At 60.4% G+C, this 26604-nt stretch carries 17 protein-coding genes and 1 pseudogene; 10 read left to right on the forward strand and 8 right to left on the reverse strand.

Going from position 1 to position 26604, the window contains the following annotated elements; all coding sequences use genetic code 11:
- Positions 1–9: 9 nt before the first annotated feature.
- The 3 genes from zwf to AC1D2R_RS07035 form a co-directional block, all read right to left on the reverse strand.
- Positions 10–1485 (reverse strand): glucose-6-phosphate dehydrogenase, encoded by a 1476-nt coding sequence (zwf, locus tag AC1D2R_RS07025; RefSeq protein WP_477966150.1) that lies wholly within the window; start codon positions 1483–1485, stop codon positions 10–12.
- Between the two features lie 133 nt (positions 1486–1618).
- Positions 1619–2917, reverse strand: coding sequence for an NAD(P)/FAD-dependent oxidoreductase (locus AC1D2R_RS07030; protein WP_477966152.1), 1299 nt, complete (start codon positions 2915–2917; stop codon positions 1619–1621).
- 9 nt (positions 2918–2926) lie between these two features.
- On the reverse strand, positions 2927–4363 hold the full coding sequence (locus AC1D2R_RS07035) for a glutamine synthetase family protein (protein ID WP_477966154.1): 1437 nt from the start codon (positions 4361–4363) through the stop codon (positions 2927–2929).
- Between the two features lie 86 nt (positions 4364–4449).
- Between AC1D2R_RS07035 and AC1D2R_RS07040 the strand changes: the two genes are divergently transcribed.
- Positions 4450–5670, forward strand: a complete 1221-nt coding sequence (locus AC1D2R_RS07040; protein WP_477966156.1) for a BaiN/RdsA family NAD(P)/FAD-dependent oxidoreductase — start codon at positions 4450–4452, stop codon at positions 5668–5670.
- Between the two features lie 55 nt (positions 5671–5725).
- On the opposite strand, the gene AC1D2R_RS07045 is transcribed toward AC1D2R_RS07040, so the two are convergent.
- A complete protein-coding gene (locus AC1D2R_RS07045; RefSeq protein ID WP_477966789.1) occupies positions 5726–6055 on the reverse strand; it encodes a hypothetical protein in 330 nt (109 codons plus the stop codon).
- Between the two features lie 212 nt (positions 6056–6267).
- On the opposite strand from AC1D2R_RS07045, the gene AC1D2R_RS07050 reads away from it, so the two are divergent.
- From AC1D2R_RS07050 to AC1D2R_RS07060, 3 genes and pseudogenes are all read left to right on the forward strand, one after another.
- Positions 6268–8796, forward strand: a complete 2529-nt coding sequence (locus AC1D2R_RS07050; protein ID WP_477966158.1) for a methyl-accepting chemotaxis protein — start codon at positions 6268–6270, stop codon at positions 8794–8796.
- A gap of 163 nt (positions 8797–8959) precedes the next feature.
- Positions 8960–10048, forward strand: a pseudogene (locus AC1D2R_RS07055) (methyl-accepting chemotaxis protein); the annotation flags it as partial.
- Positions 10049–10348: 300 nt separating this feature from the next.
- Complete coding sequence (locus AC1D2R_RS07060; RefSeq protein ID WP_477966160.1) at positions 10349–11218, forward strand: LysR family transcriptional regulator; 870 nt, start codon at positions 10349–10351, stop codon at positions 11216–11218.
- Between the two features lie 39 nt (positions 11219–11257).
- On the opposite strand, the gene AC1D2R_RS07065 is transcribed toward AC1D2R_RS07060, so the two are convergent.
- Complete coding sequence (locus AC1D2R_RS07065; RefSeq protein ID WP_477966162.1) at positions 11258–11494, reverse strand: SMc00767 family acetate metabolism repressor; 237 nt, start codon at positions 11492–11494, stop codon at positions 11258–11260.
- A 22-nt stretch (positions 11495–11516) separates the two neighbouring features.
- Positions 11517–12806 (reverse strand): isocitrate lyase, encoded by a 1290-nt coding sequence (aceA, locus tag AC1D2R_RS07070; RefSeq protein WP_477966164.1) that lies wholly within the window; start codon positions 12804–12806, stop codon positions 11517–11519.
- 194 nt (positions 12807–13000) lie between these two features.
- Between aceA and AC1D2R_RS07075 the strand changes: the two genes are divergently transcribed.
- The 5 genes from AC1D2R_RS07075 to AC1D2R_RS07095 all read left to right on the forward strand — a co-directional run bounded on the left by AC1D2R_RS07075 (position 13001) and on the right by AC1D2R_RS07095 (position 18604).
- A complete protein-coding gene (locus AC1D2R_RS07075) occupies positions 13001–14413 on the forward strand; it encodes a helix-turn-helix domain-containing protein (RefSeq protein ID WP_477966166.1) in 1413 nt (470 codons plus the stop codon).
- Between the two features lie 127 nt (positions 14414–14540).
- Complete coding sequence (locus tag AC1D2R_RS07080; protein ID WP_477966168.1) at positions 14541–15638, forward strand: polyamine ABC transporter substrate-binding protein; 1098 nt, start codon at positions 14541–14543, stop codon at positions 15636–15638.
- An 86-nt stretch (positions 15639–15724) separates the two neighbouring features.
- Positions 15725–16867 (forward strand): ABC transporter ATP-binding protein, encoded by a 1143-nt coding sequence (locus AC1D2R_RS07085; RefSeq protein ID WP_477966170.1) that lies wholly within the window; start codon positions 15725–15727, stop codon positions 16865–16867.
- 3 nt (positions 16868–16870) lie between these two features.
- Positions 16871–17782 (forward strand): ABC transporter permease subunit, encoded by a 912-nt coding sequence (locus AC1D2R_RS07090; RefSeq protein ID WP_477966172.1) that lies wholly within the window; start codon positions 16871–16873, stop codon positions 17780–17782.
- 3 nt (positions 17783–17785) lie between these two features.
- A complete protein-coding gene (locus tag AC1D2R_RS07095) occupies positions 17786–18604 on the forward strand; it encodes an ABC transporter permease (protein ID WP_477966173.1) in 819 nt (272 codons plus the stop codon).
- On the opposite strand, the gene AC1D2R_RS07100 is transcribed toward AC1D2R_RS07095, so the two are convergent.
- Positions 18605–20485 (reverse strand): AsmA family protein, encoded by a 1881-nt coding sequence (locus tag AC1D2R_RS07100; protein WP_477966175.1) that lies wholly within the window; start codon positions 20483–20485, stop codon positions 18605–18607.
- Between the two features lie 158 nt (positions 20486–20643).
- On the opposite strand from AC1D2R_RS07100, the gene AC1D2R_RS07105 reads away from it, so the two are divergent.
- Entirely contained in the window at positions 20644–22596 is a 1953-nt protein-coding gene (locus AC1D2R_RS07105) for an acetoacetate--CoA ligase (protein ID WP_477966177.1), read from the forward strand.
- A gap of 223 nt (positions 22597–22819) precedes the next feature.
- Here AC1D2R_RS07105 and AC1D2R_RS07110 read toward each other — a convergent pair whose 3' ends face one another.
- Positions 22820–26527: an ATP-binding protein gene (locus AC1D2R_RS07110; RefSeq protein ID WP_477966179.1), complete on the reverse strand. Its 3708-nt coding sequence runs from the start codon at positions 26525–26527 to the stop codon at positions 22820–22822.
- Positions 26528–26604: the final 77 nt, after the last annotated feature.

A 26604-nucleotide genomic window follows, 5' to 3' on the forward strand; every position in this document is an offset into this window, starting at 1 on the left:
TCAACCCTCTCAGATGTCGTCGTGCCAGGTACGACCGTCACGCTCGATGAGTGCGATCGACTGGCTGGGACCCCAGGTGCCTGCGGTATAACCCTGAACCTTCTGGCCGGTCGACTCCCAGCCTTTGAGGATCGGATCTACCCACTGCCACGCCGCTTCCACTTCGTCGCGACGCATGAACAGCGTCTGGTTCGAGCGGATGACGTCCATCAGCAGGCGCTCATAGGCGTCCGGATTGCGAACCGAGAAGGCCTCGGCAAAGCTCATGTCGAGGGAAACGTTGCGCAGGCGCATGCCGCCCGGACCCGGGTCCTTGATCATCAGCGACTGCTTGACACCTTCATCGGGCTGCAGGCGGATGATCAGCTGGTTCTGGTTGATGCGGCCGGCCGACTGGTCGAAGACCGAGTGCGGGATCGGTTTGAAGGTGATGACGATTTCAGACATGCGGCCAGCAAGACGCTTGCCGGTGCGGATGTAGAAGGGAACGCCTGCCCAGCGCCAGTTGCCGATCTCGGCCTTGATGGCGACGAAGGTCTCGGTGTTGGACACGCCGCCTTCGAGCTCTTCGAGATAGCCCTTGACCGGACCATTGCTGGAGGCGCCGGCGCGATACTGACCGCGCACGGTGTTCTGTTCGACGTTCGACGCATCGATCGGCTTCAGGGCGCGCAGCACCTTCAGCTTCTCGTCGCGAACAGCCTCGGAATCCATCGACGACGGCACTTCCATCGCCACCAGGCAAAGGAGCTGCAGGATGTGGTTCTGTACCATGTCGCGCAGCGCGCCGGCGGTGTCATAGTAGCCCGCTCGGCCTTCAAGGCCCACGGACTCGGCAACCGTAATCTGCACGTGGTCGATGTGGTTGGCGTTCCAAAGCGGCTCGTAGAGCGCGTTGGCAAAGCGCAGCGCCATCAGGTTCTGCACCGTCTCCTTGCCGAGATAGTGGTCGATGCGGAAGATCTGCTCTTCCTTGAAGACCCTGCCGATCGTGTCGTTGAGCTGCAGCGCGGAGGCAAGATCGCGGCCGATCGGCTTTTCGACAACGATGCGCGTCGTCTTTGTGATCAGCTTGTGGTCGTGGATCTTCTGCGAGATATCGCCGAAGATGCCGGGAGCGACGGCAAGGTAGAATGCGCGAACGCGATCCTTGCCCTCATCGAGAAGCTTCTTCAATTGGTCCCAGCCAGCGTCGGAGCGAGCGTCGACGGGAACATAGAACAGTCGCTCGAGGAACTTCGCCACTTCCTTTTCGTCGAACTCGCCGGGCTTAAGATGCTCTTTCAGGGCATCCTGTGCGAACTTGCGATACTCGTCATGGGTTAGCGGGCTTCTGGAGGCGCCGATGACGCGGGTCAGCTCGGTGAACTGGCCCTCGATTTGACGGTGATACAGCGCCGGCAGCAACTTGCGCTCGGCAAGGTCGCCGCTGCCGCCGAAGACGACATAATCAAAGGGTTCAACAGGGATGATTTGGCTGCTCATGAGGATGTCTCTCAATCAGACTGGATATTGGCTGTTTAATCTAATCGATTTAAAAAAGCCAGTGTGCGCTGCAATGAATCTGTCGGGAACTGGTTTTAGATCGAATTGCCGCCCGAGGAAATCCGCAATCTGACTAAAACTTGTCGCGCAGCGCAAACCACGAAAGCGCCAGGAAAAGCAGCGGTGCACGCATCGCCGCGCCGCCGGGAAACGCTGGCACGTCGAGCGATTTGAAGAGGTCCAGATCCGCCGATTTTCCGAGCACGGTGTCGGCGTAAAGCTTGCCGCAGTAGTTCGCCAGCATCACGCCATGCCCGGAATAACCGCCGATGGAGGTCACTCCCTTCATCACCTCGCGCACGAACGGTTGACGCGGCATGGTAATACCGACGGAGCCACCCCAGGCGTGGGTGATCTCGACATTCCCAAGTGCCGGATAGATCTCGGCAATCTGTCTGCGGATGTGTTGCGTTATGTCGCGCGGGTTGTCTGCCGTATAGGCCTCGCGGCCGCCGAACAGCAGCCGCCCGTCCTTGGATTTGCGAAAATAACGCACCACGAATCGCGAATCGGCAACGGCTTCCCCGCACGGGAGGACGTCCGGATGGTCGGCGAGGGGCGCGGTGGCGCCGATGAACGACCGGATCGCCATGACGTGGCGTGCCGTCACCGGCTCAAGGTTTTCGATATAGGCGTTGCAGGCGATCAGCGCTTTGCTCGCGACGATCCGGCCCCGCGGCGTTTCGATCGTCACTTTGCCGCCATCCTGACGGATCGCCGTCGCCTTTGTCATCTCGAAGATCTCGGCACCGGCATTGGCCGCGACACGCGCCAAACCGATGAGCAGTTTCAGTGGATTGATATGACCCGTGCCCGTGTCGCGAACGCCGCAGAAATAGCGCTTCGACCCGAGACGCTCCTGCGTTTCTAGCCTGTCCATGAACTGCAGATGCGGATAGTCGTAGCGGAGCGCCGCAATCTCGGCGTTCTCGGCATAGGCGCGCTTGTAACTCTCCTTGTGGGCGACATTCATCTGCCCCGGCATGAAGTCGATGTCGATCTGGTGGTCGTTGGCGAAGTCGAGCAGATGCCGCTTGGCGGACTCCGCCAGATCGAACAGTGCCTTCGACCTGGTGTAGCCGATCTTCTCCTCCATCTCTTCCGGCCACCAGCGCTGGCCGGTGCCGAGCTGGCCGCCATTGCGTCCGGAAGCCCCGTCACCGAAGCGGCACCCTTCGATGAGCACGACCGAAACACCCGATTTGGCGAGATTGTAGGCCGCCTGCAGCCCGGTATAGCCGCCGCCGACGACGGCGACGTCGCATGTCTTCGATCCGTCGAGCGCCGGGTAGGTCGGGCGCTCGCCGACCGTTGCCTGATACAGGGAAATGCCGGGCGCGATAGGGCTTTGCCAAGTCTCCTGCAATATCATGGCGCCCTCTTACACGTTCAACAGCAGGAACTCGCGCTCCCATGGGCTGATCACCTGCATGAAGGTCTCGAATTCTCCACGCTTGACGCCGGCATAAAGGCCGATGAACTCCCTGCCGAACATCTCCTCGAAGGCAGGTTCGCCTTCCATGAGAGCAACGGCTTCGAGCAGGCCGCGGGGCAACTCGATCGACCCCTCGTTGGCGGCATCCTCGGTTGGTGCCGTCGGCTCGATCTCCTTCATGATGCCAAGCAGTCCGGAGGCAAGCGATGCCGCAAGCGCCAGGTAAGGATTGGCATCGGAACTCGGCAGCCGGTTTTCGACACGCCGCGCCTGCGGATCCGAGACCGGTACGCGGAATGCCGTCGTGCGATTGTCGTAACCCCAGGCATTGTTGACAGGGCACGACATGTCGGGCGTGAGTCGGCGATAGGAGTTCACGTAGGGCGCCAGCATCGACAATGCACTCGGCACGTATTTCTGCATGCCGCCGATGAAGTGGAAGAACTCGCGCGACGGCGATCCGTCCGGATTGGAGAAGATGTTCTTCCCCGTCTCCACATTGACGATCGACTGGTGGATATGCATGGCCGATCCGGGCTGGCCCTGCATCGGCTTTGCCATGAAGGTCGCATAGATGCCGTGCTTCATCGCCGCTTCGCGAATGGTTCTCTTGAACAGGAACACCTGGTCGGCAAGCTCGATCGGGTTGCCGTGGCGCAGGTTGATTTCGAGCTGTGCCGGGCCTTCCTCGTGGATCAGGGTGTCGATCTCGAGGCCCTGCTTTTCCGAGAAGTGGTAGATGTCGTCGATCAACTCGTCGAACTCGTTGATGCCGGCGATCGAATAGCCCTGGCCTCCGAGGATCGATCGGCCCGAGCGTCCCTTCGGCGGGTGAAGGGGATAGTCGGGGTCATCGTTCTTGGCCACGAGGTAGAACTCGATCTCGGGCGCCACGATCGGCCTCCAGCCGCGATCGTCGTAGAGCTTCATGATCCGCTTCAGGACGTTGCGGGGCGTGTAAGGCACCTCCTCACCATCTGCGCTGACGATGTCGCAGATCACCTGCGCCGTCGGATCTGTTTCCCAGGGAACTACGGAGAGCGTCGAAAGATCGGGCACGAGCTTGAGATCGCTGTCGCGCGGCTCGTAGCGGAAACTCTCTGTTTCTTCAGGGTACTCGCCTGAGATCGTATGCCGGTAGATGGCCGACGGCAGGGCGAGCGACGTGTTGGACGTGAACTTGGAGCTCGGCATCATCTTGCCGCGCGGCACGCCGGCAAGATCAGGCGTGATGCATTCGATATCTTCGATACCGCGCGCCCTCAAGAACTGTGCTGCTTCCTTCCAGTTTGCCACGCCGCGCAGGGATCCGGGATCCGGAGGGGTCTTCTTCGAGGCAGGCACGTTTTTGGCAGGCTTCAGCGTCGTCTTTTTTGGGGACATGACACACCGGTTTGCGTTGATCTTGAGGCATAATAACCGGAGTTTGGCAATTGGCGAGGGGAAGGCACGTTGACTTTCGCCCACCGATGGAAAAAAGAAGACGCCTTTCGGCAAGGGAAACGATTTTGCAGCGGAAAAGCGATGTAGTTGTCATCGGCGCGGGCGCCGCCGGCATGATGTGCGCGATTCGCGCTGCCAAGCGCGGTCGCTCGGTCGTCGTTCTCGACCATGCGAGATCGCCCGGCGAGAAGATCCGCATCTCCGGCGGTGGCAGATGCAACTTCACCAACATTCACACTGGGCCGAAGAGTTTTCTCTCGGCCAATCCACATTTCTGCAAATCGGCGCTGGCGCGATTCACCCCGTCCGATTTCATCGCCATGGTCGACCAACACAAGATCGCATGGCACGAAAAGACGCTTGGGCAGCTGTTTTGCGATGACAGCGCCAAGGACGTAATCGGGATGCTCCTCGATGAAATGAAGGGCGCGGGCGCGGCGCTGCATCTGCATACTGACATTGGCGAGATTGAAAGGAGCACCGCGGGGTTCCGTGTATCGACGTCGGAGGGCCCCTACGAATGCGGATCGCTTGTGATCGCAACGGGCGGCAAATCGATACCGAAGATGGGTGCCACGGGCTTTGCCTATCGAGTTGCCGAACAGTTCGGCCTACCCCTGGTCGAGACCCGTCCCGGTCTCGTGCCGCTCACGCTCGACCATGCCATGCTCGAAAGTCTGGCGACGCTTTCCGGCATTTCTGCCCCCGCCGAGATCCGCTATGGCAAGACCGCTTTTCGCGAGGCATTGCTTGTGACCCATCGCGGGCTCAGCGGACCGGCGATTCTCCAGATCTCTTCCTATTGGCGGGAAGGCGAGGAGATTACGGTCGACATCGAGCCGGACATCGATCTTCTCGCTCACCTGAAGGCGGCAAAGCAGACAAACGGCAGGCAGTTGGCTCAAACCGCACTGAGCGAGATTGTTCCGAAGCGGCTGGCGCAATATCTGACCGAACGCACGGCCGTTGCCGGCAATATGGCCGACCTTTCGGACAAGGTGCTGACGCGTCTGGCAGATGCGGCACAGAACTGGAAGATCAAGCCGTCCGGTTCGGAAGGTTACCGCACCGCCGAAGTTACGCTTGGCGGCATCGACACGACGGCCCTCGATTCACGTACCATGCAAGCCAAGGAGGTCGCCGGCCTCTATTTCATCGGCGAGTGCGTGGACGTGACCGGCTGGCTCGGCGGCTATAACTTCCAATGGGCCTGGGCTTCGGGGTTTGCGGCGGGTGAATCTTTGTAGGCGCGAAACGAGCAAGAAGATTCAATAGTTCTTAATTAGGGTGCGCCATCCTGTCTCAATGACAAGCTGAAAAGGGCTTCCTAAATAAAGCTTTACCAGCACGGCATTTTGTTGGATTGTTATGCCAGAGAGAAGTGAGGTTCTGCAGATGAACAGGAACACACGACGCGCCCGCGCCATCGCAATTGCTCAGGCCAAGCCTGACAGCAAACTTGTCGCAATCCGTTATCTCGTCCTTGCCGCCAGCGCTGCGGCTGCAATGATTGCGCTCCTCATAGCGCGAGTGTTCTGACAGCTTTTCCAAAATCGGAGAGACTCGGCTGCTAGAGGTCGACGGCTGCCCCAACCTGTCGCATAAATCGATTTGAATGTCGGTTTCGGTCATGCAGGCTTATCCGAAAATTAACACCTCCTCTGCAACAGTTGGTAGATGATTTATGGGCGCTTCCGTCTTGCGCGTGGAGCGACGTGGCAATGATTGCCGTCCGGGCGCGCACGCTCGAGATTCCCATTGATCCAAAAAAACAGCTCGATGCACTCAGCCGGCCCCTTTGCGTAGCCGGTGGGAGGAGTGGTGTATGGAAGGCCGGAACCGCCATGTTGATTGATAAGATTCTTTCCCGCTTTAAAATCAAGACCAAGGTCCTGATCTTTGTGCTGCCCTTCGTTGTGAGTATTTCCGCGGTTGGCCTGACGGGCCTCTATGCCTCGGGCCTGCTGCAGGGGCGAATGGAGATCTCCAACAGCGTCCTTCAATCGCTGAGCGGTTTCAAGGATCTTTACGGCTCCATGGACGACTTCCTGCGGATCACCAACCAGGAAGCACGCGACAAGCTCTACAGCGACATCGCAACTCAGCAGAGTACGCTGAACGCAACGCTGAAGCAGATTGGCGACAATGCCGGCCGCGACCATCTCCAGGCAGCAGCCGATGGCACCACGGGCATTTCCGATATGGTGGGCAAGCTCTGGACCTTGCATGAGAAGGAACTCGCTCTGCAAAAGTCGATCGACGATGCCCAGAGGATGATGATCAGCGGCCGCTTCGACGTCAATCGCGATGCGCAGACGCTTGAGGAGAACATCCGCAACGACGAGAGAAATGCGACGGCGACGCTGCGTGCAGCCGACCGGCTGCTGAAGGGCGGGGACACGCTTGCTGCCATCATGGGCGACTTCGCCAAGGCGCCGGCACCTGCCGACAAGCTGAAGGTCGTCACAGATGCCATTCCGGCGATTACCAAGGCGCAGCGTCTGATCGAGATCTCTGTTCCGCAGAACCAGAAGAGCATGACCCAGTCGCTGTCGCAGACGATCAGCGACGTGAAGGCGCAGGCAACGGCTGCCGATGCCAGCACCGACGAAGCAATCGCCAATCTCGGTCGTCTCGTCTCCCGCTTCCGCCAGATGTCGACCTACACTCAGCTCACGGCAACGCAGATGATGCGCGAAGCGACGACAAATTTCGTTGCGCTGGATAGTCGCATCGCTCAGACGAATTCGGTGCTGGAAGACACACGCCGGCTCGAAAGCGCGATCTACTCCGTGCAGCTCGTCCTTGGAGAATTCGTCGCCAAGCCGAGCAAGGAAAACCGCGGTCGCCTGCATCAGACAATTGCCACGCTCGGGAGTAGCATGACCACGTTGCTTGCCAGCGCCAAGGGCATGAATTTTGCCGAGGATATCGTTGCGTCGATGTCGCCTGCTCTTTCCTCCATGGATAGGGATGCGCTGAGTCTCGTTCAGACAATCGACGAGCGTGTTGCCAACTATGCATCTGCCCGGGAGCAGCTCGATGCCGTCTGGGGCCAGCTGACCTCGTTTGCAGAGTTGCAGAAGCAGACCGCAGGCGCCGAACGCACCCAGGCGAACGGAATTTCGGTATTCACCACCGGCCTCGGCATCCTGCTGTCGATCATTGGCGGCATCGCGCTTGTACTGACGCTCCAGCGTCCGATCGGCCAGATTACGGCCGCCATGCGGCGCATCGCCGATGGAGCGCTGGACACCAGCATCACCGGCGAGCAGCGCCATGACGAAATCGGCGACATGGCGCGTGCGCTTGGCATCTTCAAGGAGAACGCGATTTCAAAGATCCGCATCGAAGAACAGAGCGAGGAAGAGCGCGTCGCGGCCGAGCATGAGCGCCAGCGCAACGATGCCGAAAAGCACGAGATGGACCGCCAGATCGAGTTCGCCGTCAATGCCCTTGCCTCCGGCCTCGAGCGCATGTCGCAGGGCGATATCTCGACGACGATCGACACGCCTTTCATTGGCCGCCTCGAACAACTTCGTCAGGATTTCAATGGCTCGATGATGCGTCTGCAGGCGACCATGAGCCAGATCCGCGACAACGTGGAGATGATCCAGGGCAATGGCAACCAGATGGCTCACTCTGCCGAGGACTTGTCCAAGCGGACCGAGCAGCAGGCGGCCTCGCTGGAGGAAACCGCTGCTGCTGTCGAGCAGATCACTGTCACGGTCCGCTCGTCCGCAGAGCGCGCCAAGGATGCTGACCAGATCGTTCGCCAGGCAAAGCGCAGCGCAGATGACTCCGGGACTGTCGTCAAGAATGCGATCGACGCCATGGGCCGCATTGAGGATGCATCGCGCAAGATCGAGCAGATCATCGGCGTGATCGACGAAATCGCCTTCCAGACCAATCTCTTGGCGCTCAACGCCGGTATCGAGGCAGCACGCGCAGGAGATGCAGGCAAGGGCTTCGCCGTCGTCGCCATGGAAGTCCGCGAACTGGCGCAGCGGTCCGCCGCTGCCGCACAGGAAATCAAGGGGCTTATCAACAAGTCGACGACGGAAGTCAGTTCCGGTTCGCAGTTCGTGCAGGAGACGGGGACGGTTCTGGCGAAGATTAGCGCCCAGATCGTCACCATCAGCCAGCATGTCGAGATGATCGCCCGCGCAAGCCAGGATCAATCTGGCGCTTTGCAGGAGGTCAATGCGACTGTCAACCAGATGGACCAGATGACGCAGCAGAACGCGGCAATGGTCGAAGAGACGACGGCGGCCAGCCGCGAGCTTGCAAACGAAGCAGACACGTTGTTGACGCTGATCCGCCAGTTCAAGATCGACGGCGAGGTTCAGGGCACGCTGTATCGCGCCGCCTGACGCGATCCGCAATCGAGATATATGACGGCTCCGCATTGCGGAGCCGTTTTCATTTTCGGAAAACGGTTTGGTCTGTTGGTTGCAAGCGCATTGCACTGTACGCATCGCTCTTATGTGGACTGCTGAATTGTTGGGCTGCAGAAGCGCAACGGGTGCATTTATGCGCCACGGTCGGGCTCTGGAGCTCTTCCGCGACAATGCACGTGCGCGAGTGGCCCTTGAGACTGAAGCGGCAGAGCAGCGTGAGGTCACGGATGCCGAGCGCGAGCGCAATGACTCTAAAAAACGCGCTCTGGACGGCCACATCGATTTTGCGGTCAACCAGCTTGCCGCCGGTCTGGGTCGTCTATCCCAGGGCGATGTCTCGCAGACCATCCAGACGCCGTTCGTTGGTCGTCTTGAGCAGCTTCGTGTCGATTTCAACGCTTCGCTTGTTCGCCTGCAGGATACGCTGTCCCATATTCGCGACAACGCTGCGGCCATCCACCACAATTCCGGCGCCATGCTTGCGTCAGCCGACGAGCTCTCCAAACGCACCGAAGGGCAGGCAGCCAGTCTGGAGGAGGCCGCGGCCGCCGTCGAGGAGATTACCGTCACGGTTCGCTCATCCGCGGAGCGTGCGCGGGAGGCTAACAATGCGGTTGCCGCGACAAAGAAGACGGCGGACGGCTCTGGCGTCGTCGTTAGGGAAACGGTCGCTGCCATGGACCGGATCGAGCAGGCGTCGAAGCAGATCGAGCAAATCATCGAGGTAATTGATGATATCGCCTTCCAGACCAACCTTCTTGCGCTGAGCGCCGGCATTGAAGCGGCGCGGGCCGGCGAGGCCGGCAAGGGCTTTGCTGTCGTCGCCCAGGAGGTTCGGGAACTCGCCCAGCGTTCGGCCGACGCAGCAAGGGAGATCACGGGTCTCATCGAAAAGTCGACCCGCGAGGTTTCGGCTGGCTCCGGCCTCGTCCAGAAGACGGGGTCGGTACTCGCCTCGATCAGTGAGGAGATCATTTCGATCAGCAAGCATGTCGAGACGATCGCCACAGCCAGCCAGGATCAGTCGGCAGCCCTTCAGGAGGTTAATGGCTCCGTCAATGCGATGGACCAGATGACGCAGAAGAATGCCGCGATGGTCGAAGAGACCACTGAGGCAAGCCGCCAACTTGCGAACGAAGCCGATGCGCTCATGGCTCTAATTGAGCAATTCCGGATCCACGCTGCTCCGGTCACGGCGCACGCTCGCGTCCGGAGCGCTGCCTGAGCGGCACCCGGCTCCGGAGAATGTGGAGGGGTCGCACGAACTGCGGCCCCTTTTTGTTGCCCGCATCGACAGAAGACGCGTGGCCAGACGCTCGAGGCGTGAGTGCCCGACGCGTCGATAGAATGCGTCTTCCGCCGCAGCGGTCCGTTGATCCTTGGTGCTCCGGATTTGCTCCAACAGGTGCGCGATGGCAAGATGATCCATCATGTGATGTCCTTTCATGTGTGCCCAAGACATCGCTTTAGATAACCATCAAAATATGCTTTATAAACAAGCGAAATGCGGCTATGTTTTTCACCCATGAAAAGCACGCAATGGGACTCCTTCCAACTTTTCCTGCAGGTCTCCCGTCTGGGCGGGCTGACAGGGGCGAGTGCATCCAGCGGCCTGAGCCCCGCGACGATCGGGCGTCGCATGCTCGACCTGGAGCACGAGATCGGTCGCTCGCTGTTTTCGCGTAGCCAGACGGGTTACCGCCTGACGCCAGACGGACAGACGCTGCTGGATCACCTGCAGGACATGGAAGCCGCCGCGCGCAAAGTGGATGCGTGGCGTCAGGCAGGCACGGTTGGGGCGACCGTGAGGATTGCTGCCGGCACCTGGGTTGCCTGGCTGCTGACCGAGAATTTCGCGGCAATTCGCAAGCCGGGCGATGGTTTCGCCGTTTCCCTCGCGATCGGCGAGGCGCGCGCCAATCTGAATTATCGTGAAAGCGATATCGGTATCCGCGCTTTTGAACCCGACGAGAGCAATCTCGCCGCGCGGCTGCTGGGGGAAGTTGCCTACGCGGTCTATGTCAGGCGCAATGGCGACGAGATGGAAAAGCGATGGATCGCCGTCAGCGAGGACGATGCGATCTCGAACTATCTGCGCTGGCCTCACCGCCATGCATCGGGATCGATCGTTGCGACGGTCAACCGGCCGCGCTCATTGCCGGAACTGGTACGCGCCGGCGCAGGCAAGGCCGTGTTGCCCTGTTTCGTCGGTGATCTCGATCCGGAGCTGCAGCGGCTTGGCGACGAGTTGCCGGAACTCCGTCACCAGCAATGGATCGTCATGAACAACGAAGATCGGCACCGGCCGGAAATCCGCGCCGTCGCCGATCGAATGACGAAGCTTTTAAAGAGCTACGGCGACCTGATTGCAGGCAAACGCTCCACCAGAAAGTGAAGGAGGGCGCCGCCGGACGAGACGCTGCGCTCCGCCGGATCAGCTTTTGCCTGCAACGATGACCGGGACCAGAAGGTCGCCCCAGTTGCCGTCGCCGCCATGGTGGCGGGCCGACCGCACGATCTCGACCGAAACGCCTGCATCGACGGCCTTCATGACGGACTGGTTCAGGCGATGCAGATCGTTGGCGAGCGTGCGGATCGTGCTCTGCTGATCCGGGGTCATGCAGGTCGACTGCTCCTCAGCGCGTTCCTTGACGCGTGCTAGTGTGGGCATGGCATTGTCCTCCTTGGTTCGATCATTCTGCTGCTGGCTTGAACTGTGCGTGCTCGGTCGATCCGTGCATCGCCGTGGTCGATGAACGGCCGCCGGTGATTGCCATCGATACGGCATCGAAATAGCCGGTGCCGACCTCGCGTTGGTGCTTGGTCGCCGTATAGCCGTTGATCTCGGCGGCGAACTCGGCTTGCTGCAGCTCGGAATAGGCGGCCATCTGACGGTCCTTGTAGCCGCGGGCGAGCTCGTACATGCCGAAGTTCAGCTGGTGGAAACCGGCCAGCGTGATGAACTGGAACTTGAAGCCCATCGCGCCGAGTTCCCGTTGGAACCTCGCGATCGTCGCCTCGTCGAGGTTTTTCTTCCAGTTGAACGATGGCGAGCAGTTGTAGGCGAGCAGCTTGCCGGGGTGGACCTTGTGCACGCCGTCGGCAAACCGGCGCGCCTGCTCCAGATCGGGCTTCGAAGTCTCGCACCAGATCAGATCGCAATGCGGCGCATAGGCAACCGCACGTGCGATGCAAGCTTCGAGTCCGTTGCGCACCTGGTAGAAGCCCTCGACGGTACGCCCGGCGTCGTAGTCGACGAAAGGCTGGTCGCGGTCGTCGATATCAGAGGTGAGCAGCTTTGCCGCTTCCGCATCGGTCCTGGCGATAATGAGCGTCGGGACGCCCATGACGTCGGCTGCAAGACGAGCCGCATCGAGATTGCGGATATGAGCTGAGGTCGGGATCAGCACCTTGCCGCCGAGGTGTCCGCATTTTTTCTCCGATGCCAGCTGGTCCTCGAAGTGGACGCCGGCAACACCTGCCTCGATATAGGCCTTCATGATCTCGAACGCGTTCAGCGGCCCGCCGAAACCGGCCTCGGCGTCGGCTACGATCGGCGCGAACCACGTCTCGACCGAAAGCCCGTTCTCCTCCGATGTCTCGATCTGATCGGCGCGCTGAAGTGTCCGGTTGATGCGCTTGGCAAGCTCGGGGCCGGCATTGGCCGGATAAAGCGACTGGTCCGGATACATGGCCGACGCCGTGTTGGAATCCGCAGCAACCTGCCAGCCGGAGAGGTAAATCGTCTTCAACCCTGCGCGGACCATCTGCATGGCCTGGTTGCCCGAGAGCGCGCCGAGTGCATTGACGAAGTCGTCCTGGTGCAGCAGCTTCCAGAGGCGATTGGCACCCATCTCGGCGAGCGAATGGCGAAGCTCCACGGAGCCGCGGAGCCGTTTGACGTCCTCCGCCGAATAGGGGCGCTCGATGCCGTCGAAACGACCTGCGGGAACATTGTGGTGAAGATTGTCAAAATCTGTCATTTTTTCCTCCGTTCAGAAACTGATTGCCGATCGACTGGTTGACATGATTTACAAAATGACAGGAGAAGGCCACAGATATATATGAAATGGCACTTGGAAACGGGTGGAGATGCAAAGACTTTGACAGATGGCCGCTGTAAAGTTGTCAATTATTGTAAAGATTCCGCGTGGGCGAAACTGTAAAGGATTGTCACATGGCTGACCGCAAGATCTTTGCGGGCCCGAAGGTTCGACGAATTCGAAACGGCCTCGGCGTCACTCAGACGGCGATGGCGGAGGCGCTGGAGATCTCTCCCTCCTACCTGAACCTGATCGAGCGCAACCAGCGTCCATTGACGGTACAGCTGCTTCTCAAGCTGTCGGCGGTCTATAAGGTCGATCTCGAAGAGTTGCGCAATGAGAGCGTCGGCAGTCTCGGCCAGTTGAAGGAGATTTTTGCCGATCCGCTGCTGGTCGGCGAGTTGCCCGGAGATCAGGAATTGGTCGAAGTCGCGGAAGCCGCGCCCAACGCAGCGAGCGGCATGGTCAAGCTGTACCGCGCATATCGGGAGCAAGCGGCGCGTCTTTCCGATCTGACCTCGCTGACCGGCGCCGAGGGACAGTTGCCTCTGTCGGGTGCGCGTCTGCCTGCCGATGAAGTCCGCGATGTGCTCGAGCGGCGCTCGAGCTACTTCCCGCACCTGGAAGCCGCAGCCGAAGCTTTCCTGTCACGTGTTGCGGGCGTGCGAGATCTCGCCTTCGCGTTGAAGGAGTGGCTGCGGGCAGAGCGGGGGATTGGAGTTCGCGTTCTTCCCGTACACGTCATGCCGGATCTGCGACGCCGCTTCGATCGTCACTCGATGCGGCTCTTCATTTCCGAGCGCCTCTCGGTTGCCGACCAGGCGCATGAGATCGCCATCGAGGTTGCGACATTGGCCTTGCGGGAGGCGATCCTGGCCGAACTTGAGGGATTGTCGCTCTCCACGCCGGAGGCAAGGAGGATCGCTCGTTTCGAGCTTTGCCGATATGGCGCGCTTGCGCTTTCGATGCCCTACGCTGCCTTTCTCTCTGCTGCTCAGGGCACGCGTTACGATATCGACATCCTTCGCGCCCGCTTCGGGGTTTCCTTCGCCCAGGCCGCGGCCCGACTGACGACGCTGCAGCGACCCGGAGCATCCGCGATTCCGTTCTTTTTGATGGAGATCGATGCCGCGGGCAACAGGCTGCGGCGGGAAGGCGGGCAGGGTTTCCCGCATGTGCGCTTCGGCGGCAACTGTCCGAAGCTGAACGTGCATACGGCCTTTCTACAGCCGGGCCAGATTCTGGCCGAGGTGGTCGAGATGCCTGACGACACACGCTACCTCACGATCTCCCGGACCCTCGAAGGGCCAAGCGCTCCGTTCGGCGAACGCGTTCGACGCACAGCCCTGCTGGTGGGTTGTGATGCGTCGCTGGGCGAGGGCGCCGTTTTTGGCCAGGCGGTGTCGTCCCAACCGATCGTTCCGGTCGGACCGGCATGCCGCCTGTGCGAGCGCCGCGGCTGCCTGTCGCGCGCCGAGCCGCCGGTGACCCGGCCGCTCGGGCTGGACGAGATGGTTGCCGGTCTGAGTAGCTTTGATTTTCAGTGATTATGAATTCATTGAGAGTGCAGGATTTTACGCTTGTCGGCTCTGGGAATCCTTTCTAGTCTGCTCGCAAAACAAGAGGGATGACGTCCGCAACAAGCTGATGTCCGAACAAAAAGCAGGAGATAGCATGAGGTCAACAATCGCAAGGCTTGCGGCCGCGGCCATCGTGGCTGGGGTTTCGGCCACGCCGTCCATTGCGCAGGAGCGTGTCGTCAACGTCTACAACTGGTCCGATTATATTGACAGCTCGATCCTTGAGGACTTCACCAAGGAAACCGGCATAAAGGTCGTCTACGATACATTCGATTCCAACGAGACGCTGGAAGCCAAATTGCTGGCCGGCGGCACGGGTTACGACGTGGTCGTTCCGACCGTATCCTTCATGCAGCGCCAGATCGCAGCCGGCGTCTACCAGAAGCTCGACAAGTCCAAGCTGCCGAACCTGGTGAACATGTGGGACGTCGTCACCAAGGGCGTCGCGTCCTTCGACCCGGGCAATGAGTACAGCGTCGACTACATGTGGGGCACGACAGGCATCGGCTACAATGTCGACAAGGTCAAGGCGGCGCTCGGCACGGACGAGAAGCCGAACTGGGACGCGTTGTTCGATCCTGCCAAGGCGGCCAAGCTCAAGGATTGCGGCATCTACATGCTGGATTCGCCGACCGACGTCATCCCGTCGGTACTGGCCTATCTCGGTCTCAATCCGAACAGCACCGACGCTGCCGATCTGAAGAAGGCACAGGACGTCTTGATGGCTGTCCGTCCCTTCGTCCGCAAATTCCATTCGTCCGAATATATCAGCGCGCTCGCAAACGGCGACATTTGCATCGCTCTCGGTTTCTCCGGGGACGTATTCCAGGCTCGCGACCGGGCGTCGGAGGCAAATGCCGGGGTGAAGATCGGTTACTCCGTTCCTTCCCAGGGCGCGCAGATATTCTTCGACGTGTTCGGCATTCCCGCCGACGCGCCGCATGTGGCGGAAGCGCACGAGTTCATCAACTACATGATGAAGCCGGAAGTCGCCGCCAAGGCATCGAACTACGTGTTCTACGCTAACGGCAACAAGGCCTCTCAGCCGCTTCTGGACAAGGAAGTGATCGACGACACGGCGATCTATCCGACACCTGAGGTCATGGCGAAACTCTTTACCGTTCCGCCACTCGATGCAAAAGCGCAAAGAGTGGTGACGCGACTGTGGACCACGGTCGTTACCGGTCAATAAGGCCGCTGGATCTGCCCGAACCACCCGGTTCGGGCTTTTTTTTAGGGCGGTCGTACCGGGTTAGTTAAGTCATTCGGGGAACAATCATGAAGTCACTCGGCAATATTCGCCGTTCGTTTGCGCCTTGGGCCGATCCGGCCGCCAAACCATTTATTTCCGTCAAAAAGGTCACCAAGCGCTTCGGCGATTTCACTGCCGTCGATGATCTGTCCCTGGATATCTATCACCGTGAGTTCTTCGCACTGCTGGGCGCGTCCGGCTGCGGCAAGTCCACACTGCTGCGCATGCTTGCGGGTTTCGAGCAGCCGACATCGGGCGAGATCATTCTTGACGGAACCGATCTGGCAGGCACCCCGCCCTATAAACGGCCGGTCAACATGATGTTCCAGTCCTATGCGCTCTTCCCGCACATGACGGTCGAGAAGAACATCGCCTTCGGCCTGCGCCAGGACGGCATGCAGAAGGACGAGATCGCCGAGCGCGTGCTGCAGATGTTGAAGATGGTCAAGCTGGAGAAGTTCGCGTCTCGTAAGCCGAACCAGCTTTCCGGTGGCCAGCGCCAGCGCGTGGCGCTTGCCCGGTCGCTTGCCAAGCAGCCGAAGGTGCTGCTGCTGGACGAGCCGCTCGGCGCATTGGACAAGAAGCTGCGCGAGGAAACCCAGTTCGAACTGATGGATCTGCAGCAAAATCTTGGTCTCACCTTCGTCGTCGTCACCCACGACCAGGAAGAGGCCATGACCATGGCCGACCGCATCGCGGTGATGAGTCACGGCAAGGTGATCCAGGTCGCAACACCGGCTGAAATCTACGAGGAGCCAAACTCGCGCTTCGTTGCCGACTTTATCGGCGATGTGAATATCTTCGACGGCAAGGTGACCTCCGCCGGCAGCGGTACGATCGAGATCGCGGTGGACAGCGGCTTTTCGATCAAGGTTGCGGCCGGCGATGCGCCGCCGGTGGGCAGCGCGGCGGGCTTCGCCATCCGCCCGGAAAAAATGAGGGTAACCCGCACGCCGCCGGCAAATCCAACCGTCAACGCCTCGTCAGGCGAGCTTTGGGATATCGGCTATCTCGGTGACATGACGGTTTTCCATGTGAAGCTGAAGAGCGGCAAGGTCGTCAAGGCATCGCAGCTGAATGCCCAGCGTACGGTCGACGATCCGTTCACCTATGATCAGGAAGTCTGGATCACCTTCGCCGAGGATGCCGGCGTCCTGCTCAAGGATTGAAACATGGGCAAGCTCGGTTCAGCCATYTACAATCGCCTCGTCATCATCGTCCCCTACGTCTGGCTGCTGCTTTTTTTCCTGGCGCCGTTCTTCATCGTTTTCCGTATTTCGCTGTCGACGACGGCGATCTCGATGCCGCCATACGAACCGGCCTTCTCGTTTGCCGACGGCTGGGCGGGCATCTGGCAGAAGATGGCGACCTTCTCATTCGATAACTACAGCTACCTCATCGACGATCCGCTCTACCTCAATGCCTATATTTCGAGCGTGGTGATTGCCGGGGTATCGACGTTCCTGACGCTGCTCATCGCCTATCCGATCGCCTACGGCATGGCGCAGGCGCCGCGCAGCATCCGCCCGACGTTGCTGATGCTCGTTATCCTGCCCTTCTGGACAAGCTTTCTGATCCGCGTCTACGCCTGGATCGCGATCCTCAAGCCGGAAGGCCTGCTGAACCAGCTGTTGCTGTCCCTGCATGTCATCGACAGCCCGCTGATCATCCTGAATACCAATGTCGCGGTCTATATCGGCATCGTCTATTCCTACCTGCCGTTCATGGTGCTGCCGCTCTATTCATCACTGGAAAAGATGGACGGCACGCTGATTGAAGCTGCGCAGGATCTCGGCTGCCCGCCGATCACCGCCTTCTGGCGGGTGACCTTCCCGCTCTCGCTTCCGGGTGTCATTGCCGGCTGCATGCTGGTGTTCATTCCGGCCGTTGGCGAATTCGTCATTCCCGATCTGCTCGGCGGGTCTCAAACGCTGATGATTGGCAAGACGCTGTGGAACGAATTCAATTCCAACCGTGACTGGCCCGTCTCCTCGGCGGTGGCGACGATCCTGCTCGTGATCCTGGTGATCCCGATCGTCTTCTTCCAGAATGTCCAAGCCAAAGCCGATGAGCAGGGGAAGTAGACCATGCTGAAATGGACCCGTTTCAACATTGCCTCTGTCGCGCTCGGCTTTGCCTTCCTGTATCTGCCGATCGTGCTGCTCGTCGTGTTTTCCTTCAACGAGTCGAAGCTGGTCACTGTCTGGGGTGGCTTTTCGACCAAATGGTACGCGTCGCTTTTTCACAATCAGGCCCTACTCGATGCTGCCTGGGTGACGGTTCGTGTGGGTGTCCTCTCAGCCACCGCCGCGACGATCCTCGGCACCCTGGCGGCTTTGACCCTAGTGCGTTACACCCGCTTCCGTGGCCGCATGCTCTTTTCGGGCATGGTCTATGCCCCGCTGGTCATGCCCGAGGTGATTACCGGCCTGTCGCTGCTGTTGCTCTTTGTCGCAATCGGCCTCGACCGGGGCTTCTGGACTATTACGCTGGCGCACACGACGCTCACCATGTGTTTCGTCGCTGTCGTCGTGCAGTCGCGCCTAATGAGTTTCGATCGGTCGATCGAGGAGGCCGCGATGGATCTTGGCGCGCCGCCTGTCCGTACCTTTTTCGAGGTGACGTTGCCGATCATCGCGCCCGCGGTACTGTCCGGCTGGATCCTGGCCTTCACGCTGTCACTGGATGATCTCGTAATCGCGAGCTTCACCTCGGGTCCAGGTGCCACGACGCTGCCGATGAAAATCTACAGTCAAGTGCGCCTCGGCGTGACGCCCGAGATCAATGCCGTCTGCACGCTTTTGATCGGGGTTGTCACGATCGGGGTCATTTGCACCTCTACGGTGACCAAGCGGCGCGAGCTGCAGCGGGAGCGCGACGAACGGGCCGCAGCCAATGCCCCCTGATTATCGCGGAACATGCTGATGATCGACGGGCATGGTTGAGAGGACGGGATCCGGCCAGGAACCTCCGACGAAGAATGGCAATGGCGGAAAGTCTGCCGTCTTTGCGGGGTCGGTAGCCTCGATCTTGCCCGATAGGGCCAGTCCGCTGGATTTGTAAGGAATGACGCCAGACAGAGTGATCGTCTCTGCGGGGCCTTCGATGCGGCCGCTGCGTATCTCCGCTGTGCCGTCGTCAAGATCGGCATTGATGTCGAACTTGTCGAATGCAAACGCGCGATGGGAGACGGCATTCAGTGCGAAGAACGCGCCCTTAGCGGCCTCGGTGCGCACGGCTTCCGCGTCGAAGCCCGGAAGCGACCCTGAAAGCGCGTGGAAGCCGATGGTACCTGCCACATCGGCGGGGCCGACTTTCCATAGCGGCAGCACGGTTCGTACCGATAGATCGAGCGAGCCGGTGGCAAGGGGTAGCGGTCCCTTGAGCTGCAGACGTTCGATCAGGTTGGCAAAATTGGCACCCCGGATCGAAACCTGAAGCTTGCCGCCGCCGTCGAAATCGCCGCGCGTCGCCTCCAGGTGCGCGGTGAGCGCGCCTCCCTCGAACTGACTGTCGCCGATATCGAATTTCGCCTCGTTGCTTGAGACGATAATGCTTGCGCCGACATCCGATAGCGCGAAGGGATCAATCTCACCCTTTCTGGCGGATAGCCGGACGTCTAGATCGAGCTTCTGCAGCGCACCGCCGTCGGGCGGCCCGTTGTCCTCGCCGGCTGCAAGACGAAGTGCGAAAGCGTCGAAAAGCGACTTGAAGTTCATCTGGTCGAACGCAAGGGTACCGCCGAGTTTCGGCCGTTTGCCGGGTGTGAACGTCACATCCATAGCGCCCCGCGCGCTCGCCCCGTTCATGCCGAGGTTGACATTGTCGAAGCGAAATCCGTTTGCCGCCGACGTGATGTCGCTCTCGAGAGAAAATGCTTTCAAAGTGGGTATGCCCGGCAGCGATCTGCCCGACCAGGTCAGCAACGCCGGCAGATCCGGAATGCCGAGTGCCATCGAGCCCTGGAGGTCGAAGAGATGGGCGATGTTTGCAACCCCGTCGAAACGCGCCGTCAGCAGGTTGGACGTCAGCGAGGCCTTGAGCGGCGCGCTTCTGCCGCCAAAGATCAACAGAGGGCTGCGGGAGGCAAAGTCGAGTTTCAGGTCCAGGCGGTTTGTCCGGGCGATCAAGACGGCGCTGATCGGGTTTGACAGGCTTGGCCAGCTGATGTCGGCGGTGACGCCATCGAACCGAAAGGTCCTACCGCTGGCAACGTCGGCAACGTCAAGCGTGCCGTCTTCGACTGTGATGGTGCCGATCTCGGCGTCTAGCTCCTTGAGGAGCACCTCTTCACCGCTTTTCTCCTCTGCTCCTGCGATAGCCTTGGCCAACAGCCCTTCGTTGGTCCAGTCGATCATGCCGCTGCTTTCGCGGGTCAGGAGGAGGTGGGGACGCAGCAGATGGAATTCATGGAAACTCGCCTTTCCCCTGATTGCATCGATCAGGTTGAATTCGGCGGAAAGGCTCTCGATCGTTCCAAGCCGCCTCTGGTCGCCGCTCTTCTGGCGAACCGAAATCTCGCTGAGCATAATGCGCGGGGTCGGCCAGAATTCGACGACCGGTTTGCCCGAGATCTCGGCGTCGTAGCCGATCCATTTGGACAGAGCGTCCTCGATGCCCGAACGAACAAGGCCTGTCGAAATGAGATAAGGCCCCGCGACGCGAAGGGCGACAAAGATCGTAAGCACGACGATCAATGAGATTGTTGCAAGTCTCGCAAGGCCCGGCAGCCAGCGGGAAACGGGCCTGATTTTTCTCCGCCACTGCGGTTGTCGAGACGTGCCCATGAGTTTCGTCCGTCTTTCGGCGCTCGCCCGTTAATGTACTGAAATGCCGGATATATCAAATGTGGGGTACTTGCAAATCGGTCGCCGGCCATGCTCTGGTTACTACCTTACGACGTGCTGTGGCATAATATATAAGCATGGAATGGGAGATGCTTTGCATGCGTGACGATAAGCCACTCTGGACGCCTTCGCGAGCCTCGATTGAGGCAAGCCCCATCTATCACTTCATGCAGGAATGCAATCTCAATTTCGGGCTTTCGCTGGCAAGCTATGCCGATCTCCACGCATGGTCGGTCGCCGAGCGCGAGAGCTTCTGGACGGCAATTTGGGATTTCTGCGACGTCAGGGGTGACCGCGGCACCCGCGCGCTTGTCGATGGCGAGGCAATGCTCGATGCACGCTTTTTCCCTGACGCGAGTTTGAACTTCGCCGAAAACCTGCTGTCTGGCGAGGGAGCGGGTGAAGCGATCATTTTCCGTGGTGAGGACAAGGTCACCGACCGCTGGAGTTGGGAGCGGTTGCGCGATCTCGTGTCCGCACTCCAGCAGGCTTTACGCGCGCAAGGCATCGGCCCGGGTGATCGTGTGGCCGCCATGATGCCGAACATGCCGGAGACAGTGGCTTTCATGCTGGCAGCCGCCTCGATCGGCGCGATCTGGTCCTCCTGCTCCCCCGATTTCGGCGAGAAGGGTGTCCTCGATCGTTTCGGCCAGATCGAGCCCAGGCTCTTTGTCGTTTGCGATGCCTACTGGTACGGCGGCAAGATGCAGGATGTGAAGACGAAGGTGAGGGAGGTGGCTAGGAGCCTCGGCTGCCCTTGCGTCGTCGTCCACTATGCCGGCGATGCGGCGGCCGTTGCGCGCGATACACCTGGCGCAGCGACGCTTGAGGACTTCATCGCACCCTTCACGGCTGGACCTGTAGAGTTTGTACGCCTGCCGTTTTCGCATCCGCTCTATATCGTGTTTTCCTCTGGAACGACCGGCGTGCCGAAGTGCATCGTGCACTCTGCAGGTGGGACCCTGTTGCAACACCTGAAGGAGCATCGTCTGCATTGCGGCCTGCAGCCTGGCGAAAAGCTCTTCTACTTCACCACGTGCGGCTGGATGATGTGGAATTGGCTGGTCAGCGGCCTGGCAGTCGGCGCGACGCTTTGCCTGTTCGACGGCTCGCCCTTCGCACCGGACGGCAACGTGCTTTTCGACTATGCGGAAGCAGAAAAATTTGCCGTGTTCGGCACCTCGGCGAAGTATATCGATGCAGTGCGCAAAGGCGGGCTGACACCGCGCACCACGCACGATCTCTCCAGTCTGCGGCTGATGACCTCCACCGGTTCGCCCCTGTCGCCGGAGGGTTTCACTTTCGTCTACGAGAGTATCAAGGAGGATGTGCAGCTAGCCTCGATTTCAGGCGGCACCGACATCGTCTCCTGCTTCGTTCTCGGCAATCCGCTGCAGCCGGTCTGGCGCGGTGAGATACAGGGACCGGGCCTCGGCCTTGCTGTCGACGTGTGGGACGACGAAGGCAGGTCCGTACGCGATGAAAAGGGTGAGCTGGTTTGCACAAAGGCCTTCCCCGCAATGCCTATCATGTTCTGGAATGACCCCGGCGGCGCAAAATACCGGGCGGCTTATTTCGAGCGGTTCGAAAATGTCTGGTGCCACGGTGATTTCGCCCAGTGGACCGAACATGACGGCATCGTCATCCATGGTCGCTCTGATGCAACGCTCAATCCGGGCGGCGTGCGGATCGGGACGGCGGAGATCTACAATCAGGTCGAACAGATGGACGAGGTCACCGAGGCGCTTTGCATCGGCCAGGATTGGGAGGATGATGTGCGCGTCATCCTCTTCGTCCGACTTGCACCGGGCATCAGGTTGACAGACGATCTTGCGAAAGCCATCAAGGCACGCATCCGCACCGGTGCCTCGCCGCGCCATGTGCCGGCCAAGATCATCGCCGTCGGCGACATTCCGCGTACCAAGTCGGGCAAGATCGTCGAACTCGCGGTTCGCGAAATCGTGCATGGACGGCCGGTGAAGAACAGAGAGGCGCTTGCAAATCCCGAGGCGCTCGAACTGTTTGCCGGGATCGAGGAATTGCGCGTTTGAAATTGCTGAAGTCTTAGCGAAACTACAATCTTTTACCTTCGAGAGATTCCCGTGTCCGGCAACCTTTCGTTAAGAAAGGTTTGTCAAAGGTGAACATACCTTGGGGCTGCATATGAACGAGGCAGCTTGGAGCTCTGGCTCCCGAAACATGATGTTAGATCGACTAAGCCCTTGTTGAACAGCACCCAACTTTTAGGCAGCCCCGGGGGCTGCCTTTTTTCGTTCAGCCTGCCAGCACCCGCTGGGATGGAAATGCAATTTCCACAAGCGTGCCTTCGTTCGGCGTCGAGCTGATCGCGAAGATCGCCCGGTTGGCATCGACCATAGCCTTGGTCAGAGGCAGGCCGAGGCCGGTGCCTTCGCCCCGGTGGCGCGATTGCGTCGAGACCTGGCGGAAGGGCTTCATCGCCTGGTCGAGCTCGCTGCGTGTCATGCCCACACCGGTGTCGCGGATGCGAAGGACGACGCTGCCGTTCGTCTCGTAAGACGTCGACACGACGATCTGGCCGCCTGAGGGGGTGAAACGGATCGAATTCGAGAGGATGTTCAACGCGATCTGCTTGATGGAGCGCAAGTCTGCGACAACGTCGGGGACGGCGTGCGACAGAGCCGTGCGGATGATCACACGCTGGCTGTTTGCCTGCGGCTGCAGCAGGGCCACGGCCTCCGAAATCGCCTCGTTGAGGCTGATGGCTCCGAAATCCAGATCCATCTCGCCGGCTTCGATCTTCGAGATGTCGAGCAGATCGTTGACGATGTCGAGAACGTGCCGTCCGGACCGCCCGATGTCGTTTGCGTACTCGACGTAGCGCGGATGCCCTATCGGCCCGAAGCGCTCGCCAGCCATCATGTCGGAGAAGCCGATGATGGCGTTGAGCGGCGTGCGAATCTCGTGGCTGACGCGGGCGAGGAAATCGGTCTTGTGCGCATTGGCGGTCTCTGCAGCACTCTTGGCGCCGCGCAGTTCGTCCTCGGTGCGCTTCCACTGGGTAATGTCGCGGATCACGGCGCAGTAGCCGCTGGAGGAAGTCAGGCTGCCCATCGTCATGAACAGCGGCACGAAACCGCCCGCCGCCTCGCGGCCGATCACCTCGCGGCCATCGTTCAGCACGCTGGCGACGCCATGGCCGGACAGTCCGTTCAGGTAGTCGAGCACGGCCTTCTGGCTCTCGTGGGCGAACAGCATGACGAAGGGTTTGCCGCGGGTCTCCTCGTCGTCGTAGTTGAAGAGCGCGCTTGCCGAGCGGTTCATCGAGCGGATGTCGCCGTCGGCACCGATCACGACGACGCCGTCGGTTGCGGTTTCCAGGATAGACCGCAATTCCTCGACCTCGACCTGCAGCTTGGCAACCTTCTCGATCATCCTGTCGGCTGTGCGCGACTCCGCGGGAGCAATGTCGCGGGCGGGAACCGAGGCGTCGTTTTCGACGGGCATCAGCGCAAGCATGAGCGCACTCGACTCTTCCCAGCGAATGGACTGCAGCCGCGCAGAGACCGGAACGAGCTCGTCCTCGACGGTTACGAGCATCATGGCGCCTGGACGTCCGGATTTCTCCTCAAGGTCATGCCGTTGCAGCAGCGCGTCGATGCCGCCAACGTCGGAAAGGTCCTCCAGCGACGAATAACCCGTCAGTCGCATGAATTCAGGATTGGCATGGATCAGCTGGTCGCCGGCATGGATGAGAACGGCGACTGGAAGCTGATCGATCATCCCCGCGGAAAAGCCGTCGGTCATCTTCACCCGGGGGGGGATGAAACTCGCCAGTATGTCCATCTGGCTGACGGTTTCTTCAAGACCTTCGGTGACGTCTTCGTCGGCGGATTCTTCCGGCGGAGAGGGCTCCGCGGCTGCCTCTGTTTCCGGTGCCGCCTGTGCCTCGTCTGCCTCATCCTCCTCCGCAGTCGGCTCCATGACCACATCCGTGGACACATCGGGTTCAGCCGTTGCCGCTTGCACCCCCTCTGTCACGGCGCTGTCGGGCGTCGTTTCTTTATTGGCACGCACGCCGAAGGCTTCAAGGCGCTTGGCGATCTCGTGGAAGTTCGCCTGTTCGGCTGATGTCAGGCCCGGTCCGGCTCCGTGAAGCTGAACGATCTTGTCGGTCAAACGGCGGCTCGGGCTTTCGACAAGCCGCAATGAAGGAGGCTCGGCGCGAGGTATCGCTGCCTCGGGTAGCGGCAAAGCTGGCTCGGGCTTGTCTGCCGCCGAGCTTTCCGCGGGTTCGTTCGGCGCGATTTTATCCTCGTCGGCCCAAAACCCTTCGGTCTCGGATTCGGCACTCCCAGATGCGGCAGTGGTGGTCACTGCCTCTTCCGCGGGCGTGATCGTTTCCTCGTCAGGCAAATCGGCCGGTTCATCGATAGCGACCGCGTCAGGCGTGATGGCACGCGGGCCGAATGTCAGGCCAAGCGCCAGCGGATCTTCTGCCGCATCGGACAGGCGCACGACGCCGAAGCCACGGAAACCGTCGAATTCCCGGCTTCTCGTGTAGGTCGGCAGAGCTGCCAGATCGACCGGTACGGCGAGGCTCGTTCCTTCGATCGGCCAGTTTATCGTCTTGCCTGACCACGTATCGCGGCGCGCCAGCGCTTCTGCGATCTTGCCCTCCTGATCGAGGTTGAACAGCGCAGCGATGTCGCTGAAAGCGACGCCGATGATATCAGCCGAATGCGGGCCGACAGCCTCCGCAAATTCGCCGGAAACTTCGCTGAAGCGTCCTTCGGCGTCGATTTTCCAGACGAAGCGCGTCGCCCGGCTGTTCGGGTTGAAGACAAATTCGCTCGGGTTCGCGGCGGCTGCCAGCACCGGCTCGTCGGTTGCGGATGGGCTTTGGTGAAGGGGCGCTTGGGTCGCTTCTTCTATCTCAGGGGCGTCGTCGGGTCCGTCCAGAGCCCGTGGGTCGGCTGCATCGACCGCAGAGCTTTCCATCTCGGGCTTGGGGACGGTTTGTTCCTCCGGCGCCGACTGAGGCTCATCGAGCATGTCCGTCTGAGCTGAAGACTGAGGGTCGGCGTCAGAGGCTTCGTTGGTCGCAGCCTCGGTGTCTTCCGGAATCGGTTCGGCTTCCAACGCCTCTTCGGCAATGGCTGATACTTCCGCGGCATCCGTATCGGCTGAGCTGCTGCTATCCTCGGGCGCGTCCTCGAGATCCTCGATTCCCGCTATGGCATCGATCGCGTCGGCGAACGCCGGAGCTGTTTGCGCGGTAATATGGTTAACGGCGGTTGTGGATAAGTCCGGCTCGTCGAGCGGGTCGAGCCGGCCGAGAACGGTCTCGACGGCGAACAGAAGGTTGAGGGCAGGGTTGCTGCTGATTCGCCCGATCGCGGCCGGAAGGTATCCCTTGCCTGTCGCGACCGGGCGTTTCACCAATCCATGCGGATGCTCGGCCGCGAGCGTCGTTAACGCCTTCGCCGTCTGCCGGGTAACGCCGAGCGAAGCGAAGCCCGGCGATGCCGCGACAATCTCGCCGTCGCCGCCGATCACGGCCATGTGAGTGTCCGGATCGTCGAGCCCCTTCAGCATCTGAGCGGCCGATTTTTCGGTCGAGGAAGGGCTGGACGAGGGGGGCAAGGACACCAAGATTGCCCGTTCGCCGGATGAAAGGCTAATCAATTCAACCGTCGCCTGAGCCGGAATGCGCTGAAAGCCCTGTGCGATGCGGATCATGAAGTTGCGGCTGTCGCTGACGCCGGCGAGCTGCCGGGCCGCTGCTTCCAGCTGCCGAAAGGTAATGTCGGTGCGGTGGATGCCCTGTTCCAGCAGGTCATAGACAGCCGATTGCCCGAACAGCTCCGCCCCTGCACCGTTCGCCCACAGCGCACGGGAGAGGTCTGCCGACAACAGCACCAGCGCGTCGCCACGCGAAAAACGCTCGCGCACACGCGGATGCACGGCGATATCGATGAACGGATACTGGACTGCGGGCATGATTGAACCTTTAGTCTGCGGACATTGGCGAATTAACGGTCTATTAATAACGACAGGCCGGAAAAGGGTCCAGCAGA

Source organism: Rhizobium sp. P1_C7, assembly GCF_056406295.1.